At 72.0% G+C, this 17,906-nt stretch carries 18 protein-coding genes and 1 pseudogene; 7 read left to right on the top strand and 12 right to left on the bottom strand.

The features are described 5' to 3' along the window. Positions 1–60: 60 nt before the first annotated feature. The 4 genes from ACIP8W_RS05065 to ACIP8W_RS05050 form a co-directional block, all read right to left on the bottom strand. Positions 61–1,041 (bottom strand): PDR/VanB family oxidoreductase, encoded by a 981-nt coding sequence (locus ACIP8W_RS05065; RefSeq protein ID WP_401953149.1) that lies wholly within the window; start codon positions 1,039–1,041, stop codon positions 61–63. Between the two features lie 44 nt (positions 1,042–1,085). Next, on the bottom strand, positions 1,086–1,322 hold the full coding sequence (locus tag ACIP8W_RS05060) for a hypothetical protein (RefSeq protein ID WP_401953146.1): 237 nt from the start codon (positions 1,320–1,322) through the stop codon (positions 1,086–1,088). A gap of 71 nt (positions 1,323–1,393) precedes the next feature. Then, positions 1,394–2,500, bottom strand: a complete 1,107-nt coding sequence (locus tag ACIP8W_RS05055; protein WP_401953143.1) for a Rieske 2Fe-2S domain-containing protein — start codon at positions 2,498–2,500, stop codon at positions 1,394–1,396. Between the two features lie 159 nt (positions 2,501–2,659). Continuing rightward, positions 2,660–3,457 (bottom strand): PaaX family transcriptional regulator C-terminal domain-containing protein, encoded by a 798-nt coding sequence (locus ACIP8W_RS05050; RefSeq protein ID WP_401953530.1) that lies wholly within the window; start codon positions 3,455–3,457, stop codon positions 2,660–2,662. Between the two features lie 239 nt (positions 3,458–3,696). On the opposite strand from ACIP8W_RS05050, the gene ACIP8W_RS05045 reads away from it, so the two are divergent. The 6 genes from ACIP8W_RS05045 (at position 3,697) to ACIP8W_RS05020 (ending at position 9,479) form a co-directional block, all read left to right on the top strand. Beyond that, positions 3,697–4,599 (top strand): SDR family oxidoreductase, encoded by a 903-nt coding sequence (locus ACIP8W_RS05045; RefSeq protein ID WP_401953140.1) that lies wholly within the window; start codon positions 3,697–3,699, stop codon positions 4,597–4,599. Between the two features lie 9 nt (positions 4,600–4,608). Continuing rightward, positions 4,609–5,523: an amidohydrolase family protein gene (locus ACIP8W_RS05040; RefSeq protein ID WP_401953137.1), complete on the top strand. Its 915-nt coding sequence runs from the start codon at positions 4,609–4,611 to the stop codon at positions 5,521–5,523. Positions 5,524–5,691: 168 nt separating this feature from the next. Continuing rightward, positions 5,692–7,212, top strand: coding sequence for a long-chain fatty acid--CoA ligase (locus ACIP8W_RS05035; RefSeq protein ID WP_402201968.1), 1,521 nt, complete (start codon positions 5,692–5,694; stop codon positions 7,210–7,212). Then, on the top strand, positions 7,209–7,676 hold the full coding sequence (locus tag ACIP8W_RS05030) for a MaoC family dehydratase (RefSeq protein ID WP_401953132.1): 468 nt from the start codon (positions 7,209–7,211) through the stop codon (positions 7,674–7,676). Before ACIP8W_RS05035 ends, ACIP8W_RS05030 begins: the two co-directional genes overlap by 4 nt. A 121-nt stretch (positions 7,677–7,797) precedes the next feature. After that, positions 7,798–8,574, top strand: coding sequence for an SDR family oxidoreductase (locus ACIP8W_RS05025; protein WP_401953130.1), 777 nt, complete (start codon positions 7,798–7,800; stop codon positions 8,572–8,574). Continuing rightward, positions 8,574–9,479: a Gfo/Idh/MocA family oxidoreductase gene (locus ACIP8W_RS05020; protein ID WP_402201965.1), complete on the top strand. Its 906-nt coding sequence runs from the start codon at positions 8,574–8,576 to the stop codon at positions 9,477–9,479. The genes ACIP8W_RS05025 and ACIP8W_RS05020 overlap by 1 nt, the downstream gene beginning before the upstream one ends. Positions 9,480–9,638: 159 nt before the next feature. Here the strand turns inward: ACIP8W_RS05020 and ACIP8W_RS05015 are convergent. After that, positions 9,639–10,247, bottom strand: a pseudogene (locus ACIP8W_RS05015) (substrate-binding domain-containing protein); the annotation flags it as partial. A 106-nt stretch (positions 10,248–10,353) separates the two neighbouring features. On the opposite strand from ACIP8W_RS05015, the gene ACIP8W_RS05010 reads away from it, so the two are divergent. Further along, positions 10,354–11,517 carry a phytanoyl-CoA dioxygenase family protein gene (locus ACIP8W_RS05010; protein ID WP_401953124.1) on the top strand — a complete coding sequence of 388 codons (1,164 nt, stop codon included), beginning with the start codon at positions 10,354–10,356 and terminating at the stop codon, positions 11,515–11,517. A gap of 16 nt (positions 11,518–11,533) precedes the next feature. On the opposite strand, the gene ACIP8W_RS05005 is transcribed toward ACIP8W_RS05010, so the two are convergent. The 7 genes from ACIP8W_RS05005 to ACIP8W_RS04975 form a co-directional block, all read right to left on the bottom strand. Beyond that, the gene (locus tag ACIP8W_RS05005; protein ID WP_402201963.1) at positions 11,534–12,772 is read right to left on the bottom strand and encodes a cytochrome P450; all 1,239 of its coding nucleotides are present in this window, start codon (positions 12,770–12,772) and stop codon (positions 11,534–11,536) included. Continuing rightward, on the bottom strand, positions 12,769–13,551 hold the full coding sequence (locus ACIP8W_RS05000) for a tRNA-dependent cyclodipeptide synthase (RefSeq protein ID WP_401953118.1): 783 nt from the start codon (positions 13,549–13,551) through the stop codon (positions 12,769–12,771). Before ACIP8W_RS05000 ends, ACIP8W_RS05005 begins: the two co-directional genes overlap by 4 nt. A gap of 186 nt (positions 13,552–13,737) precedes the next feature. Next, the gene (locus ACIP8W_RS04995; protein WP_402201961.1) at positions 13,738–14,226 is read right to left on the bottom strand and encodes a Fur family transcriptional regulator; all 489 of its coding nucleotides are present in this window, start codon (positions 14,224–14,226) and stop codon (positions 13,738–13,740) included. Further along, positions 14,223–15,110 (bottom strand): metal ABC transporter permease, encoded by an 888-nt coding sequence (locus tag ACIP8W_RS04990; RefSeq protein WP_402201959.1) that lies wholly within the window; start codon positions 15,108–15,110, stop codon positions 14,223–14,225. Before ACIP8W_RS04990 ends, ACIP8W_RS04995 begins: the two co-directional genes overlap by 4 nt. Further along, entirely contained in the window at positions 15,107–16,012 is a 906-nt protein-coding gene (locus tag ACIP8W_RS04985) for a metal ABC transporter permease (protein ID WP_401953110.1), read from the bottom strand. The genes ACIP8W_RS04990 and ACIP8W_RS04985 overlap by 4 nt, the downstream gene beginning before the upstream one ends. Beyond that, complete coding sequence (locus ACIP8W_RS04980) at positions 15,999–16,889, bottom strand: metal ABC transporter ATP-binding protein (protein WP_402201958.1); 891 nt, start codon at positions 16,887–16,889, stop codon at positions 15,999–16,001. Before ACIP8W_RS04980 ends, ACIP8W_RS04985 begins: the two co-directional genes overlap by 14 nt. Beyond that, positions 16,886–17,890 (bottom strand): metal ABC transporter solute-binding protein, Zn/Mn family, encoded by a 1,005-nt coding sequence (locus ACIP8W_RS04975; protein ID WP_402201956.1) that lies wholly within the window; start codon positions 17,888–17,890, stop codon positions 16,886–16,888. Before ACIP8W_RS04975 ends, ACIP8W_RS04980 begins: the two co-directional genes overlap by 4 nt. Between the last annotated feature and the right edge of the window lie 16 nt (positions 17,891–17,906).

Raw genomic sequence — 17,906 nt, 5'->3', positions numbered from 1 at the left:
CAACTCTTCGCCCAAAGTCGTTGGCCCAGGGGGCGGCACAGGGGTGCCTCAGGGGTTGACTCAGAGGTCGAGCACCAGCCTCGGGGAGGCGGCACGCGAGACGCAGATCATCATGACGTCCTGACGGTCGCGTTCCTCCGGGGTGAGCAGCGAGTCCCGGTGGTCGACGGCGCCTTCCACGACCTCGGTCTCGCAGCTCCCGCAGATGCCCTCCCGGCAGGAGAAGAAGACCTCCACCCCGGCCTTCTCGGCCGCCTCCAGCACGGACAGTTCCGGCGGTACGGTCAACGTCACTCCGCTCTGGGCCAGTTCGACCTCGAAGGCGTCTCCGGGCGCGTACTCGCCGGTCTCCTTCGGCGCGAACCGTTCGAGGCGCAGAGCGCCCTCCGGCCAGGAGGCGCAGCGCTCCTCCACGGCCCGGAGCAGGGGTTCCGGACCGCAGCAGTAGACGAGGGTGCCGGGGCGGGAGACGCCCAGGAGCCCGTCCAGGTCGAGCAGGCCGTGGGTGTCCTCGGGGCACGGCCGCACCCGCGCTCCGTACCGCTCCTGGAGTTCCGCGCGGAAGGCCATGGAACCGAGCGTCCGCCCGCCGTACACCAACTGCCAATCGGCACCGGCCCGTTCCGCCTCCTCGACCATGGGCAGGAGCGGGGTGATCCCGATCCCGCCCGCGACGAAGAGGTACGAGTCCGCCGCGGCCAGCGGGAAACGGTTGCGCGGCCCGCGCACCCGGAGTATGTCGCCCTCCGCCAGCATGTCGTGGACATGGCGCGAGCCGCCCCGGCCGGCCTTCTCCCGCAGGACCCCGATCCGCCAGTGGGAGAGGTCGTCGGGCGAGGAGCAGAGGGAGTACTGCCGTACGAGGCCGCCGGGGCCGGGGTCCCCCAGGTGGACGTCGATATGCGCGCCGGGCCGCCAGGCCGGGAGGGGGGCGCCGTCCGGGCGGCGCAGTTCGAGAGCGACGACGCCGTCCGCCTCGTCGGTCCGGCGGGCGACCAGAAGGTCGAGGGTGGTCTCCGCCTCAGGGCTGCTGTTGGTCATGGGGGGTCCCTAGGGGTTCGGGGGCCCTGGTCAGGGGCCCGGGATCAGGCGCCGACAAGTTGGCGGGGCGCGGGTGCCGGGCCGCCGGGGAGGCTCACGCCGGGTTCCCCGCCGCGTCCCCCAGGACCTTCCTCGGGGTGCTCCTCGGGGTGCGCGAGCAGCCACTCCCACAACTCGACCGGATCCTCCGATTCCCGGTCCATACCGCACCAGCACCAGCCGCGCAGCCGATCGGTGCCGGGGATCCAGACGATGCGGTAGATGGTGTCGCCAGCGAGCATAGCGAGCGGCTCGGGCACTGGTACAGAGGGAGTTGAGGGAGACGGGGACGCGGACGGCGGGTCCTGGCTGCTCATGGCGCCACCGCCGCCACGACAGCGGGGGCAGCGGGGGCAGCGGGGGCAGCGGGGGCGGAGGCCGAAATGCCCTGCGCGATCAGGCGTTTGAGGATGCGCCGGGCGGCCAGACCGCCCGTGTCGATGTTGATGCTGAGCTCCTGGGTGCCCTCCGGCTCGGTGGCGACGATCTTCTCCAGTGTGTCGAGGGCGACGACGTCCTGGAGGACGACGGTGCGGTTGTTCTCCCGCAGGAAGTCGCTGACGCCCGTGTCGTCGAGCGCGAAGTCCCGTGCCACGGCCCAGAAGTCGTGCGTGGAGTGTTCCGTCTCCGGGGTGATGGCGTAGACGACCTCGACGTGGAAGGCGTCCGGGTCGGTGCCGTCGGGGCGCGGCGGGGGTGTGCCCACGGGCGCGATCCGCGAGTGCAGCAGATAGAGGCAGGGGGCGTGGTACTCGATGTCCTGCCAGCGGGTGATCCGCCCCTGGATACCGGTGGAGGTGGAGTAGAACGGCGGACACTCCGCGTCGTCCATGTGCCGGCTGACCCGGACGATGCCCGCCCGCTCGTCGACCTCGGTGGTGATCGGGGTCTCGGCGACCTCGGGGGTCCCGATGTAGCCACCGTGCAGATAGGTCTCGTGCGAGAGGTCGAGGAGGTTGTCGACGAGCAGTCCGTAGCGGGCCGCGAGCGGCTCCATCCCGTACACCGTGGTGTAGTGGGGCGAGTCCAGCCAGGGCGCGCGGGGGATCAGCGCGGTGTCGGCCTTCTCCCGCTCGCCGATCCACACCCAGACGAACGAGTCCCGCTCCTCGACCGGGTACGAGGTGAGCCGGGCGGTGCGCGGGACGCGCCGCTGGCCGGGGACGCCGACACACACTCCGTCGGCGCCGTAGGTGAATCCGTGGTAGCCGCACACCACCCGGTCGCCGTCCAGCCTGCTCGGCTTCTCGGAGAGCGGGAACCGCCGGTGCACACAGCGGTCGGCCATGGCGGTGACCTCGCCCGCCCCGGTGCGCCAGAAGAGGATCGACTCGCCGCAGACGGTCCGGGTGAACAGCTCGCGCCCCACCTCGGTGCCGTAGGCGGCGACGTACCACTGGTCGCGTGCGAATGACGTCATGGTCAGCTCCCTTGGTCTCCCCCGCCACCTCGGCCGGTGCGGTACGGGTGGGCGGAACGCCTCCAGAGTGCTGTGCTCACGCGCCGGCCGACAGGGGGTCTTCCGCTCAGCGGAAGGCGCGACCGTACGGAAATCCCGCTCACCCCTACGGGTCCCCGCTCACTCCAGCGGTTCCGGCGCCTCCACCGTCTCCAGTACGTCCTCGGCCTGGGCCCGCGCCGCCGCCTCCACCCGGGCGTCGGCCCGGCGGAAGACGTCCTCGGCGTCGGCCGCGGGCCAGTCGGCGGGCAGATGACGTACGGGCAGATGCGGATCGGCCCGGACAATCTGGAGCCATTCGGTCAACAGTCGCAGTTTTACGGCGAGTTCATCGAGGCCGGGGCAGTCGGCGCCCTCGGCGAAGGCCGCCCAGCGGTCCCGGAAGGCGCGGTATCCGGCCGCCGGGGTCGCCAGGTCCCAGGTGGCGTGGATCATGGCTTCGACATCGGTGGCGGGCTCGGCCGTGGAGCGGAACACCGAGACGTACGGGCCGAATTCGGGGTCCTCGGTGACCATCGAGACATCGGCGCGGCCGGGGGCGATCCACAGACCGCCGATCAGCGGCCCGAAGCCGGCCCAGGCGAGCCGGGAGCGCAGATCGTGCCGGCTGCGCTGCGACGACTCGGGCAGCGAGAAGGCGATCAGGGTCCAGGTGCCGTCCCAGTCGTCGTTGACCGCGCCCTGTTCCCAGATGCGGTCCTCGCCGTCGCGCAGGATGCCGGCCGCGCGGGCGGTGAGCCCGAAGTACATCCGGCGGCCCTCGCGGCGGCGCAGCAGCAGCCCCCGGTTCACCATGCGGGTCAGGGTGGAGCGGGTGGCGTGTTCACCCACGCCCGTCCGGCCGAAGACCTCGATGATGCTGCCGGAGTAGACGCAGGTGCCGCTGCCCAGGACGTACTCGCCGAGGAAGGTGAGCATCAGGGTCTGCGGCCGGAGCGCGCTCCCGTCGCCGGCCTCTGCCGCCGGTCCGGCCGCTTCTTCCGCGTCGCCGGTCCCTCGCGTACCCGCCGTACTGCTTCCGCCCGCCATATCGCCCCTCCGTGGTCGGTACACCATAGCCACGCATTAATGTTGCGCACTCCATTGACGGTCGCAAGAATTCTGCATAGCGTCACTCCTACCCCACGACACTCCCCCACCCACGAGGAGCCACCATCATGGATCTTTCCGGCAAGGTCGCCGTCGTGACCGGCAGCGGACGCGGGCTGGGGCTCGCCTATGCCCGCGCGCTGGCCGCCGCGGGCGCCTCCGTCGTCGTCAACGACGTGAACCCGGACACCGCCGCGGCCGCCGTGAAGCTGATCACCGAGGAGGGCGGCCGCGCGGTCGCCGAGGTGGTCCCGGTCGGTACGAGCGAGAGCGCGGACGCCCTGGTCGACCGGGCGGTGAGCGAGTTCGGGCAGCTGGACATCATGGTCACCAACGCGGGCGTGCTGCGCGACCGGGTGCTGTGGAAGATGTCCGACGACGACTTCGACACCGTCCAGCAGGTGCATCTGCGCGGTACGTTCACCTGCGTCCGCGCCGCCGCCGTCCGCATGCGCGAGCAGGGCGGGGGCGGGCGCGTCATCGTGGCCGGCTCCCCCGCCGGGCAGCGCGGCAACTTCGGCCAGACCAACTACGCGGCGGCCAAGGCCGGTATCGCCGCGATGGTGCGCACCTGGGCGATGGAGCTGGCCAAGGCCGGAATCACCGCCAACGCCGTGGTCCCCAACGCCGCCACGGAGATGACCAGGACCATGCCGCTGTTCGCGCCGTACATCGACGCGTACGAGAACGACGGTGTCCCCTTCCCCGACGCGCTGCGCAAGGGGCTCGCCTTCGGCGTCGCCGAGGACTGCGCGGGGCTGGTCGTCTTCCTCGCCTCCGAGGCCGCGGCGGACATCACCGGGCAGTGTGTCGGCATCGGCGGTGACAAGCTCTCGCTGTGGTCGCATCCGCAGGAGGTGTCCGCCGCGTACCGCGACGGCGGCTGGTCCGCCGACGCGATCGCCGCCGCCTGGCCGGTGTCGGTGGGACAGCGCCCGGAGACCTACGGCATCCCCGCCCCGAAGCTGTAGGGAACCCTCATGAACACCACTGATCCGACCGGCCCTCGCGCACAGGGCATCGATCTCGACGCGATCACCGCCATCGACGTACACACACACGCCGAGGTCTCCTCGCGCGGCCGGGGCGCGCTCTCCAGCGAGCTGGAGGAGGCATCGAGCGCGTACTTCGGCGTGGAGGGCGCACACCGCAGGCCGACACTGCCCGAGATCGCCGCCTACTACCGCGAACGGCGCATGGCCTGCGTCGTGTTCACCGTCGACGCGGAGGCCGCCACCGGCACCCCGGCGGTCCCCAACGAGGAGATCGCCGAGGCCGCCGCCGAGAATCCGGACGTCATCATCCCGTTCGCCTCCATCGATCCGGCGAAGGGCCGGGCCGGAGCACGTGAAGTCACCCGGCTGGTAAGGGACTTCGGGGTCCGGGGGTTCAAGTTCCACCCGAGCGTGCAGGCGTTCTACCCGAACGACCGCTCCGCCTACGTCCTGTACGAGGCGATCGAGGAGGCCGGGGCCATCTCGGTGTTCCACACCGGCCAGACCGGTATCGGGGCGGGCGCGCCGGGCGGTGGCGGCATCCGGCTGAAGTACTCCAACCCGCTGTACATCGACGATGTCGCCGCCGACTTCCCCGGGATGCCGATCATCATGGCGCATCCGTCCTTCCCCTGGCAGGACGAGGCGCTGTCGGTGGCCACGCACAAACCGCAGGTGTACATCGACCTGTCGGGCTGGTCGCCGAAGTACTTCCCGCCGCAGCTCGTCCAGTACGCGAACTCGCTGCTCAAGGACAAGGTCCTGTTCGGTACGGACTATCCGCTGCTGACCCCCGAGCGGTGGCTCAAGGACTTCGCCGCGCTGCCGATAAAGGACGAGGTCCGGCCGAAGATCCTCAAGGAGAACGCCGCACGGCTGTTCGGCTTCCTCAAGGACTGATCCAGGAGCTGCCCGTGGGCCGACCCACGGACCGGCCCACGGGCTGTTTCCCGGGCCGACTCCTCGGAGCGATTCCTCGGACTGGTCCTTGGACCAACTCCTCGGGCTGATTCCCTTGGGCCGATCCTCGGACCGAGCCTTTCACGGACGAGCAAAGGAGCTCTCCCTATGCGCGATCACGGCATCGGCTCCTGGACCGCACGACGCGCCCGCAAGACCCCGCACCGTCTCGCCGTCGTCCACCAGGACACCCGTCACACCTACGCACAGCTGTACGACCGCACCACCGCGCTCGCCCACCATCTGCGCGCGCTCGGCGTCCGACGCGGCGACCGGGTCGCCTTCCTCGGCCCCAACCACCCCGCGTTCCTGGAGACGCTGTTCGCCGCCGGCCGGCTCGGCGCGATCTTCGTCCCGCTCAACACCCGCCTGGCCGAACCGGAACTGGCGCACTGCCTGACGGATTCGGGCTCCACGGTCCTGGTGCACACCGCCTCCTTCGCCCGGTTCGCCGAGCGCTCCGGCGTCCCCGGACTGCTGACGGTCGGCGAACCGTACGAGAACGCGCTCGCGGAGGCCGACCGGAGCCCCGTGGACGAGCGGGTCACCCTCGACGACCTCGCGACGATCATGTACACCTCGGGGACGACGGGCCGGGCCAAGGGTGCCGCCCTCACCCATGGGAACCTCGTCTGGAACAGTGTCAACACCCTGGTCGACGGCGACTTCACCGCCGACGAGGTGACCCTCCTGTCCGCTCCGCTGTTCCACACGGCGGCGCTCAACATGACGTGTCTGCCGACCCTCCTCAAGGGCGGCACCCTCGTCCTGGAGGAGTCCTTCTCCCCCTCGCGCACCCTCGATCTGATCGAGGAACACCGGGTGACCATGTTGTTCGGGGTGCCCGCGATGTTCGGGCGGATGGCCGAGGAGGAGCGCTTCGCGACGGCCGATCTGTCGTCGGTCCGCACCATGATGTGCGGCGGCGCGCCCGTCCCCAGGGCGCTGATCCAGACGTACGAGGCCCGTGGTCTGAGCTTCATCCAGGGGTACGGGATGACCGAGGCGTCGCCCGGGGTCTGTCTCCTCGACGCGGAGAACGCCCTCGCCAAGGCCGGCAGCGCCGGGGTGCCGCACTTCTTCAACGACATCCGGATCGTCGACCCGACCGGGGACGACACCGAGCGCGGCGAGCTGATCGCCGAAGGCCCGACCATCATGGCCGGCGGCTACTGGGGACTGCCCGGGGCGACGGCGGACGCGCTGCTGAACGGCTGGTTCCGTACGGGAGACGTGGCCGTCGCCGACGCGGACGGCTATGTCACGATCGTCGACCGGGTGAAGGACGTCATCATCTCGGGCGGCGAGAACATCTACCCCGCCGAGGTGGAGAAGGCCCTGTACGAACACCCCGATGTCGTCGACTGCGCCGTGATCGGCGTGCCCGACCAACGGTGGGGCGAGGTGGGCCGGGCGGTCGTGGTGCTCCGCGAGGGCGCGGACACCGACGAGGACTCCGTCCTGGCCGCGCTCGACGGCCGGCTCGCCCGCTACAAGATCCCCAAGTCCGTCGTATTCGTCGGGGAGCTGCCGCGCAGCGGCGCGGGCAAGCTGCTCAAGCTCCCCATCCGCCGGACCTACGGCGCCAAGGACCCGCACCCTCAGCACACCCATGGAGAAGGCTCATGACCACCACCATCCGTACCGTGACCGGAGTCGACGAGATCAAGGCCCTCGCGGGCACCGATCTGGGCAGGACCGACTGGCTGGAGATCACCCAGGACCGGGTGAACACCTTCGCCGACGCGACCGACGACCACCAGTGGATCCATGTCGATCCCGAGCGCGCCAAGGACGGCCCGTTCGGCGCCCCGATCGCCCACGGCTATCTCACCCTCTCGCTCATCATCCCCCTCTTCAACGACCTCCTCGCGGTCGAGGGGATCAGGATGAGCCTCAACTACGGTCTGGAGAAGGTACGTTTCCCGAGCCCCGTCCGGGTCGGCGCCCGGATCCGGCTCAGGGGCGAGGTGGGCTCCGTCACCGAGGTCAAGGGCGACGGTGTGGAGATGCGGCTGACCTTCACGATCGAGTTGGAGGGGTCCGAGAAGCCCGCGTGCGTGGCGGTGGCGGTCTACCGGCACTACGCCTGACGTCTTCCCCCGCGGCCGCCCTCGCCGCTGAGGGTTTTTGACGGCTTTCCGGTCCTTGACGTGCCGGTGCGCGGACCGCAGGCTCGGCAGACCCGAACAGCACAGCGCGCAAGGAGCGAACGTGGCACTACTGGACCGGAAAGTCGTCCTCGTCAGCGGCGGCACCCAGGGCGTGGGGGCCGGAGCGGCACGCGCCGCCGCCCGTGAGGGCGCGATCGTCGCGGTGACCGGGCGCCGCGCCGGGCCGGGCGAGGCGCTCGTGGCCGAGCTGCGCGAGGGCGGCGCCGAGGCGATGTTCGTCATGGCGGACGTGGCCGACCCGGCGAGCGCGATGGCATCGGTGGAAGCGGTGATCGCCGCGTACGGCCGGGTGGACTGCCTGGTGAACGCGGCGGGCCTCACCTCGCGGGGCACCCTGCTCGACACCACGCCGGAGCTGTTCGACGCGCATGTCGCGATCAATCTGCGCGGCCCGTTCTTCATGATGCAGGCCGTCGTACGGGACATGGTGTCCCGGGGCGAACCCGGCACCGTGGTCAATGTCATCTCCTCCGCCGAGTTGGGCGGACAGCCCTATCTCGCGCCCTATGTGGCGGCGAAGGCCGGGCTCGCCGGGCTGACCCGCAACGCGGCGCACGCCCACCGCTGGGACCGGATCAGGATCAACGGCCTGGACATCGGCTGGACCGAGACCGAGGGCGAGGACGCCACCCAGCGCGAGTTCCACGGAGCGGACGACGGCTGGCGCGAGCAGGCCGCCGAGAAGCTGCCGATGGGCAAGCTGGGCCAGGTCGACGAGATCGCCGACTTCATCGTCTTCCTGCTCTCCGCGCGCAGCGGGGTCGTCACCGGATCCGTGCTCGACTGGGACCAGAACGTCTGCGGAGGGACCGACTGATGCGCCTCGGACTGATCGGACTGGGCAGGATCGGCTCCTTTCACGCCGAGACACTGTCCGCGCTGCCCGCCGTCGGCTCGCTGGTCGTCACCGACGCCGTGCCGGCGGTCGCCGAGCGGGTGGCCGGCCGGCTGGCCGCCGCGGGCGCCGGGAACATCGAGGTCGCCGGCTCCGTCCCGGCGCTGCTCGCCTCGGGGCTGGACGGCGTCGTCATCGCCGCCGCCACCGACGCGCACCCCGAGCTGATCGTCGCCGCCGTCGAGGCGGGGCTGCCGGTGTTCTGCGAGAAGCCGGTGGCCCGGGGCGCGGCCGAGGGCGTGGCAGTGCTGCGCCGGGTCGAGGGCAGTGGCACCGAGATCCAGATCGGCTATCCGCGCCGCTTCGACGCGGCGTTCGTCGCGGCCCGCGCGGCGGTGGCCAGTGGCGAGCTGGGGTGGCTGCACACCGTACGCTCCACCACACTCGACCCGGCTCCGCCGCCGCCGGAGTATGTGGCGGTGTCGGGCGGTATCTTCCGCGACTGCTCGGTCCATGACTTCGACACCGTCCGCTGGGTGACCGGCCGCGAGGTGGTCGAGGTGTACGCCACCGGGTCGAACCGGGGTGCGGAGAGCTTCCGGGAGGCCGGGGACGTGGACACCGCGTCGGCGGTGCTCACCCTGGACGACGGAACCCTGGCGGTGGTGTCCAACTCCCGCTACAACCCGCGTGGTTACGATGTACGGCTGGAGCTGCACGGCTCCCGGGACAGCATCGCCGCCGGACTCGACGACCGGCTGCCGCTGCGGTCCGTGGAGCCGGGGGCCACCTTCCCCGCCGGGACCCCGTGGCAGTTCTTCATCGACCGGCTCGGCCCGGGCGTTCCGCGCCGAACTCACCGCGTTCACCGAGGTGGTGGCCGGTGAGCGGCCGTCCCCGTGCACGGTGGCCGACGCGCTGGAGGCGGGCTGGATCGCCGAGGCCTGCGCCCTGTCGCTCGCCGAGCGGCGGCCGGTGCGGATCGCGGAGGTCCGTACCGTATGACCGCGTCCGTGAGGTGTGCCGTACGGAACCGACGGCACACCTCACGGTACGGACACACCGGCCGGCACATTGAACGGTGTGATCACCTGGATGCCGGACGTCCAGGACAGCACGGGGCCCGGCAGGGCTCCGTGCGCCTGCATGATGAGGTGGCAGACGCGCCGCATGTCCTGGTCGAGGTCGTGGTGGAGGACCGCCGACACCCGCCGCTCGTGCAGCAGCCGCAGGTTGTCGCTGTCGAGGTCGTGGGCGACGAACACCTCGCAGCGGCGTCCCAGCTCCCCGAACGCCTCGACGGTGGCGAGATCGCCGCCGCCGATGGAGTAGACGGCCCGGATCTCCGGATGGTCCCGCAGCGCCTCCCGTACGAGGTCGCGCAGCGCGTCGTCCAGCCCGCCGCTCTCGGAGATGTCGATCAGGGGGCGCTGCGGGACGAGTCCGCGCAGCGCGCTGCGGAACCCCATCTCACGCTCCTCCTCGCCCCGGAAGAACCCGCTGCTGAGCGTGGTGAGGACCGCGCCGGGCCGGTCGCCGAGCCACTGTCCGACGAGATACGCGGCGGTGGCGCCGGCGGCCCTGTTGTCGATGCCGACATAGGCCGGCCGCCTGCTGCCGGGCAGATCGGCGACGAGGGTGACGCCGGGGATGCCGAGGGCTCCTCGCGACCTAGGCTGCTGCTGTCCGCCCCGGCCGAGGGGCGCCGATCTCCGTGCCCCGGCCGAGGGGCACCGATCTCCGAATAGGACGTGACGCCTTATGTGGATCAGCGGCGACGACTGCGATCTGGACGACTTCCGTGCGTCCGTGGAACGGCGGACCGACGCGCGGGACTATCCGCACGCCCTGGGCACCGAGCAGAACGTACTGCTGTACGACAGCGACACGCTGCGGCGCCGTACCACCACGCCCGGAGAGCGCCGGGCGGTACGGGCGGAGCTGGCGCGCGCGCTGCTGGACGGGCCGGGGATCGTGGTGTTCAAGGGCGCGTTCGAGGATCTCTCGGCCGTGGACCGCGCCACCGTGGAGTTCGACGGGCTCATCGCGGAGCAGAAGGCGCGCGGCACCGCCGCGGGCGACCACTTCGCCGCGCCCGGCGCGAACGACCGGGTGTGGGGCGCGCTGGACAAGCTGGCGCTGCGCCGCCCCGAGGTCTTCGCCGACTACTACGCCAACGACATGATCGCGCTGGCCGCGACCGCCTGGCTGGGCCCCGGCTATCAGATCACCTCCCAGATCAATGTGGTGAACCCCGGCGGACAGGCCCAGGTAGCCCACCGCGACTACCACCTCGGTTTCATGTCCGGCGAACAGGCCGAGCGCTTCCCCGCCCAGGCCCACCGGCTCGCCCCCGCGCTGACCCTCCAGGGCGCCGTCGCCCACTGCGACATGCCGGTCGAGAGCGGTCCGACGCTCTATCTGCCGTACTCCCAGACATACGAGCCCGGTTATCTCGCCTTCCACCGGCCGGAGTTCACCGCCTACTTCGACGCCCACCGCGTGCAGCTCCCGCTGGCGAAGGGCGATGCCGCCTTCTTCAACCCGGCGCTCTTCCACGGCGCCGGGACCAATCGCTCGCGGGACATCCGGCGGATGGCCAATCTGCTCCAGATCTCCTCGGCGTTCGGCCGCGCGATGGAGAGCGTCGACCGCACCGCGATGTGTGAGGCGCTCTTCCCCGTGCTGCGGAAGCTCAAGTCGTCCGGCGCCGGGGCCGGGACGCTCGCGCGGATCGTCGCGGCCTCGGCGGAGGGGTACGCGTTCCCCACCAACCTCGACCACGACCAGCCGGTGGGCGGGCCGGCCCCGGAGACCCAGGCCGAGCTGATCCACCGGGCGCTGGCGCTGGAGTGGGACGACGAGACGCTGGCCGGGGAGTTGCGGGCGCGCGACCGGCGGCGCGCGACCGCGGACGGTGCATGAGGTCACCGGACGGCCCTCACCAGACGACGGGGATCGACTCGGGGATACGGAAGGCCACATCGGGCCGCCAGCGCAGCTCCGCCGCCGGGACCGCCAGCCGCAGAGCGGGGGTCCGCGCGGCCAGGGCCTCCAGGACGACCCCGATCTGCATCCGGGCCAGGCCGTTGCCGGGACAGTGGTGTTTGCCGTGGCCGAAGCCCAGCTGCGGGCAGCCGCGCCCGGTGGCGGTGGAGCGGCCGGGGTCGAACCGTCCCGGGTCGAACAGGTCGGGGTCGGGATAGGCGCGGGGGTCGTGGTTGGCGGCCTCCAGCGAGACCAGAACACACTCACCGGCCCTGATGGTCAGCCCGTCGATCTCCACCGCGTCGGTGGCGACCCGTTTGATCCCGCCGGTCGACATCGGCGTACGCCGCATCACCTCCTCGACCAGATGCGGCAGCGCCACCGTACCGTCGCGCAGGGCGGTCAGCGCGGTGGGGTGGGAGACCGCCATGACCAGGGCGTTGGCGACGAAGCTGGCGGCGGTCCGATAGCCGGCGATCATCATCAGATTGGCCAGCTCGGCGAGCCCGTCCTCGCCCAGCCGGGCCCCGTCGGCGCCACGGGCACGGGCCCCCCGCTTGACGACGTCGTCCCCCGGCGCGGCGGCGAGTTCGGGCGCGCGGCGCAGGAAGAACCCGTAGAGGCCGTTGAGGGCCGACTGGATCTCCGCCCGGGGCCGGTCGCGCCACACCAGCACGGTGTCGCACAGCTCGTTGAGCCACGCCCCCTCCTCCTCGGTGAGATCGCCGAGGAGGGCCCGGCAGGCCACGGCGAAGGTCAGCGGCCTGGCCAGCCCGCGCTGGAGGTCGCCGGGCCGGCCCTCCCGTACCAGCGTGTCGAGCAGTTCGTCGGCGCGCCGACGGGTCCAGTCCCGGTGGGTCCGGATGGTCCGGGGGCTCAGGGCCTCGGCCAGGAAGCCGCGCAGCCCGGTCTCCTGGAGGGTGGCCATACCGTCGCCCCTGGCCCCCTCGGCGCGTGGCCGGAGGGGCTCCTGCCGGGGCGCGTCGGCGGCCAGGGCGGCGGTGAGGCTGAGGCGGGGGTCGCTCAGGAGCCGTCGCGCCACGTCGTAACGGGTGACCAGCCAGACGCGGTCGCCCGTCACCGTACGGACCCGGTGGGCCGGTGCGGCACGGTCCCGCAGGGTCGCGTACAGCGGTGAGATCTCGATGCCCCAGTCGTCGAAGGGGTACTCCGGCTCGTCGACGGCGCTCATGTCCCCGCCTGTCCCCGGGGCGCCGGAGCGTCCGTACGTCCCCGGGGCGCCGGCTCCTCCGTACGGGCCGCCCGGTCGCCGGTCGGCGCGGGCCGGACGAGCGCGAACGCCTGGCCGGGCTCGGCGCGCAGCTCACCGGGGGCGAAGACCAGCGGGATGAAGGGGATCACCTGGTGGTAGATGTTGACCGAGCTGGGCTCGCCGAGGATGCCCGGCGCGTGGGTGCACAGCGGCAGCTCGGCGAGGAGGTAGCGCATGCCCTCCGTCAGCTGCCACTCGGTGGGCTGGACGCCCTTCAGATGCGCGGCCAGCGCCTGGCCGCTCGCGCGCAGGAAGAGGTCGCGCACCATCGGGTCGTGTTCCACGACCCGTTCCAGCCGTTGGTGCACCCGCCGGTAGGTGGGGTGGTCGGTGAACTGCGAGAGGGTGAGTACGGGACGGTCGCCGCCCGGGACCCCGATCGCCTCCCAGGAGCGCGCCACCCGACGCCGGATCCGGCGCGTCTGGATCTGCGCCTTGCTCCAGGCGCGGTCCGGTGGATCGCCCAGGGCCCGGTAGGTGTGGACCACCGAGATGTCGGGGACGATGACGTCGACCTTCTGGAAGAGTTCGCTGCTCCAGAGCAGCAGCGACGCGAGCCGTCCCTCGCTGAAGTAGCTGTTGCCGGGGCTCACTCCGATCAGGACGTGTTCGCCCCGGGCACAGATGGACCGGCAGTTGTCGGTGTAGGGCTCGATGCCGAAGTTGGGTGGAATCGCGCGGCCCGCGATCTCGTGCATGCTGTCTCCCCGTGTCCCTGCCGGTGGGGGCGGAGCGGAACACCCCGCCTACTCTCTGTAATTATCTGAACACGTTGAGCGACAACGCCAGGTCCAGGACGCCTCTTCACACGAAGGAGCGAGCCCCTGCCCCGCAAACCCCGACCGGGTGCACGGGCCGTGAGCGGCGCGCCCGCGTACGGGGAGTTACGCGCCGGGGCCGGCCGCCGGTGGTACGTGCGCCGCCTCGGGCGCCGCCTCCGTATCGGCCTCGGCGAGGCAGGCGGGGCAGGTGCCGATGAGTTCCGCCGTGTGCTGGACATCCGCGTAGCCGGAGGAGCGGGCGATCCGCGCCGCCCAGGACTCGATGACGGCGGAGTCGACGGGCGTGCCGAGTCCGCAGCGGCGGCAGAGCAGGTAGTGCCCGTGCTCGGCGCTGGGCCGGTGCCGGAAGAGCCGGCCGCCCGCCGGATCCCGTACGAGATCGGCGCGGCCCGCCTCGGCGAGCGCGGCCAGGGTGCGGTAGACCGTGCTCAGGCACACCTGTTCGCCGTCGGCCACCATCCGGGCGTGCAGGACCCGGGCGCTGGTGAAGCCGGCGCGGGCCACCAGTGCGGCCGGGACGGTGGCCCGTTGGGCGGTACGGCGGCCGATGAACCGCAGATCGTCGCAGGCCGCCGCCCGGTCGTCCGTCACCCCGGGGCCTCGACTCGGTTCGACGCCGCGGCGGCGCGGCTCCGGCGGCCCGCGCCGACGAGCCAAGCCAGGGCGTAGACGGCGGTGGCGGTCGCCAGGATGCCGAAGCTGGGCGGCACCCCGGGTACGGCGTAACCGATCCAGAGCCCGGCCCACACCTCCGCCACCGCCAGCCCGGCGGAGAGCGCGAGGGCCCGGTAGGGCCGGTCGGTGAGGAGCCCGGCGGCGCCCGCGGGCGCCGCGAGCAGGCCGAGCAGCAGCAGCGAGCCCACGGCCTGGGTGGCCTCGGCCGCGCACGCGCCCACCAGCGCCAGGAAGACGAAGCCGAGCAGCCGTACGGGCACGCCCCGGGCGGCGGCCACCGCCTCGTCCACGGAGGCGAACAGCAGCGGCCGGGCGATGGCGATCAGCGCCGCGCAGATACCGGCGGCCACCAGGGCGGCCGTCAGGGCCTGCCCCGCGGAGAGGCCGAGGATCGAGCCGAAGAGCACCCGGACCCCGGCGCCGCCGTTGCCCGCGCTGCGAGAGGTCGTATAGAGGGTCAGAAAGAAGACACCGAGGCCGAGCACCCAGGAGAACACACTGCCGATGGCCACATCGTCCGCTCTGCCACCGCGCCCGAGCACACCGAGCAGCAGGGCGACCCCGATGGTCGCCGCGAACAGGCCGAGGCGCAGGTCGTAGCCGAACGCGAGGGCCGCCAGCGCCCCGGTGAAGGCGACATGGCTGAGCGCGTCCCCGGTGAAGACCTGGGCGCGCAGCACCAGGAAGCGGCCGGTCGGCCCGGCCGCCGCCGCGATGGCCGTACCGGCGAGCAGCGCGTGCCGGAAGAACGGGTGCGCCAGCGCCCCGGCCGACTCGACGCCCCCCAGGACCGCGCTCACGCCGCACCCCCCGTGGTGACGGGACGGCGCGGCCGCACCGCGCGGCGGACCGACGGGACGGCCCTGGCGGCGAGATAGCCGGTGAAGGCGAAGGTGGTCACGGTGAAACCCATGGGGTACGGGGTGAAGTAGGCGGCGACCAGGCCGAGCCAGGTCACCGTCAGGGCGATCAGTACGGACAGCGCGAGACTCACCACCGGCCGGGCGCCGAGGCTCTGCGCGGTGGCGGCGGGCATCACCAGCAGCGCGAACACCAGCAGGGTGCCGGTGATCTGGCTGGCCTCCGCCGTCGCCGCCCCCAGCAGCACGAGGAACAGTGCGGACAGCGCCCGCACCGGCACACCGCGCGCGGCGGCGACCGCCGGGTCCACGGAGGCGAACAGCAGTGGGCGTCCGATCACGGCGAGGACGGCGAGCAGCGCGAGCGTCACGGCGAACAGCAGCCCCACCTGCCCGGTGGTGACCCCCAGGAAGCTGCCGAACAGCAGCGAGGTGATCCCGCCGAGCAGCCCCTTGTACAGGGCGGTGAACAGGAATCCGCAGGCGAGCAGGAACGCCTGGACGGTCCCGACGAGCGCCGCCTCGTGCCCGTCCGCGTCCCGCCCGCCGCGCGGCACGGCCGCGATGACCAGGGCGGCGGCGATACAGAACACGAAGTAGCCGTACGCCGCGCCCACTCCGAGGAGGGTGGCGCCCGCCGCGCCGGGGAAGCCCACGGTCGCCAGGGTGTGTCCGGCGAAGCTCTGCCGCCGCAGCACCATGAACCAGCCCGTCACCGCCGCGCCGATCGCGATCAGTGTGCCGGCCCGGAAGGCGTTGACCATGAAGGGGAACACCCACATCCGCTGGATGTCCACGACCGGATTCCAGGACCAGCCCGACAGGGCGTCAGCGAGCGGCACTCCGGCCTCCCCGTGTGTCGGTGTGCCGGTCGGTGTGGACCGAGGGCCGCTCGGGCTGTCCCACGACCACGAGCCTGCCGTCCGAGGTACGGAGCACCTCGACCGGTGTGCCGTACAGCCGGGTCAGCGTCGCGGAGGTGATGACCTCGGCCGGGGTGCCGCAGAGCGCGCCGCCCTCGGCGAGATAGACCACCCGGTCGAGCCGGGAGAGGATCGGATTGACATCGTGCGCGACCATCATCACGGTCACCCCCTGTTCCCGGCAGATCCGCCCGATCAGCGCGGCCGTCGCGGCCTGATGGGGCAGGTCGAGACTGTCCAACGGCTCGTCCAGCAACAGCAGTCGGGGCCTCCGTACGAGCGCCTGCGCGATCAGCAGCCGCTGCTGCTCGCCGCCGGAGCACTGTCCCACCGGCCGGTGGGCGTACGCTTGCGCACCGACCAGTTCGATCGCCTCGGCCGTCCGCAGCGCGGCGGTCCTCGCCCGGGAGCCGAACCGGCCGGGCAGCGGCACTCCCCACCGGTCGCCGTCCCAGCCGAGCCGGACGATATCGGTGCCGCGCATCCGCAACGAGGCGTCGAAGCTGCGGCGTTGCGGCAGATAGCCGACCCGGTGCCCGGCCCGCCCCGGCCGCCCACCGAGGACCCGCACCTCGCCGCCCGCAGGCTGCTCAAGGCCGAGCAGCACCTTCAACAGGGTGGACTTTCCGACGCCGTTGGGCCCGAGTACGGCGACGAACTCGCCCGCGCCGACCTCCAGATCGGCACCGGACCACAGGGTTCGCCCCCCCACCCGCACCGCCGCGTCGCGCAGTGACACCACGGACGGTTCGGTGGCGGGCGCCGGGTTCACGGGCACCGCCGGGTCGGCGGTCACTTCCCGGTGGCCTCGGCCAGGGCCTTGGCGAGGCCCTCCAACTGCCGTACCTGCCAGGCCTGGAAGGAGGCACCGGCCGGGGTGAGCGTCTCGGTGACGGTGGCGACCGGGATGCCCTCCGCCCTGGCCGCCTTCACCTGCGCCTGGACGTCGGGGGTGGCGTTCTGGCTGTTGTAGACGTACACCTTGATCTGCTTGTCCGCGATCTGCTTGTCGATCGTGGACTTGTCCCCGGCCGTGGGGTCGGTGCCCTCGCTGATCGCGCCCAGGAACGACGCGGGGGTCAGCATCTTCAGTCCGAGCCCCTCCGCGAGCGGACTGACGATCGACTCGGAGGCGCCGATCGGGGTGCCCGCGTACCGCGCCTTGATCTTCGCTATCAGCTGGTCGTAGGGGGCGAGGGTGGTGTGTTCGTAGGTGTTCCCGAGCCGGTCGAAGTCGGCGGCGTCGGCCGGATCGGCCTTCTTGTAGTCGGCGGTGATCCGCTCGATGACCCGGTGGACATCGGTCGGGGAGTACCAGCGGTGCGGGTTGCCGCCGTCCTCGACACCGACCAGATCGCCGACCCTGAGGTCGGTACGGCCTGCGGACGGATTGCCGGCGAGTAGCCTGTCGGCCCAGGAGTCGTAGCCGACGCCGTTGACGATCACGTACCGCGCGCCCGCGACCGTACGGGCGTCCGCGGCGGTCGGCTCGTAGTCGTGGGGGTCCGCGGCCGGGTTGTCGATGATGCTGGTGACCTTCACATGGCCGCCGCCGAGCTGGGAGGCGATGCTGCCCCAGAAGTTCTCCGCCGCCACCACCTGGATCTTCCCGCTCTTCCCCACCGCGCCGGACGCGTCGGCCGTGGCCCCGTCGGACCCCGTCGAGGAGGACGGAGCGGAGGACGAGGGGGCGGTGGAACAGGCGGTGACGGTGAGCGCGGCGACGGTCGCGAGACCGCCGAGTGCGAGCGCGGACGGCCACCGGCGCGCGGCGGAGCGGGGCGGAACGACGTTCATGAAGGGGGATCTCCTC

Source organism: Streptomyces sp. NPDC088554 (genome assembly GCF_044752945.1).
Lineage (GTDB): Bacteria > Actinomycetota > Actinomycetes > Streptomycetales > Streptomycetaceae > Streptomyces.
Note: the sequence above shows the minus strand (reverse complement) of the source record. Positions and strands in the feature narration are given on the sequence as shown.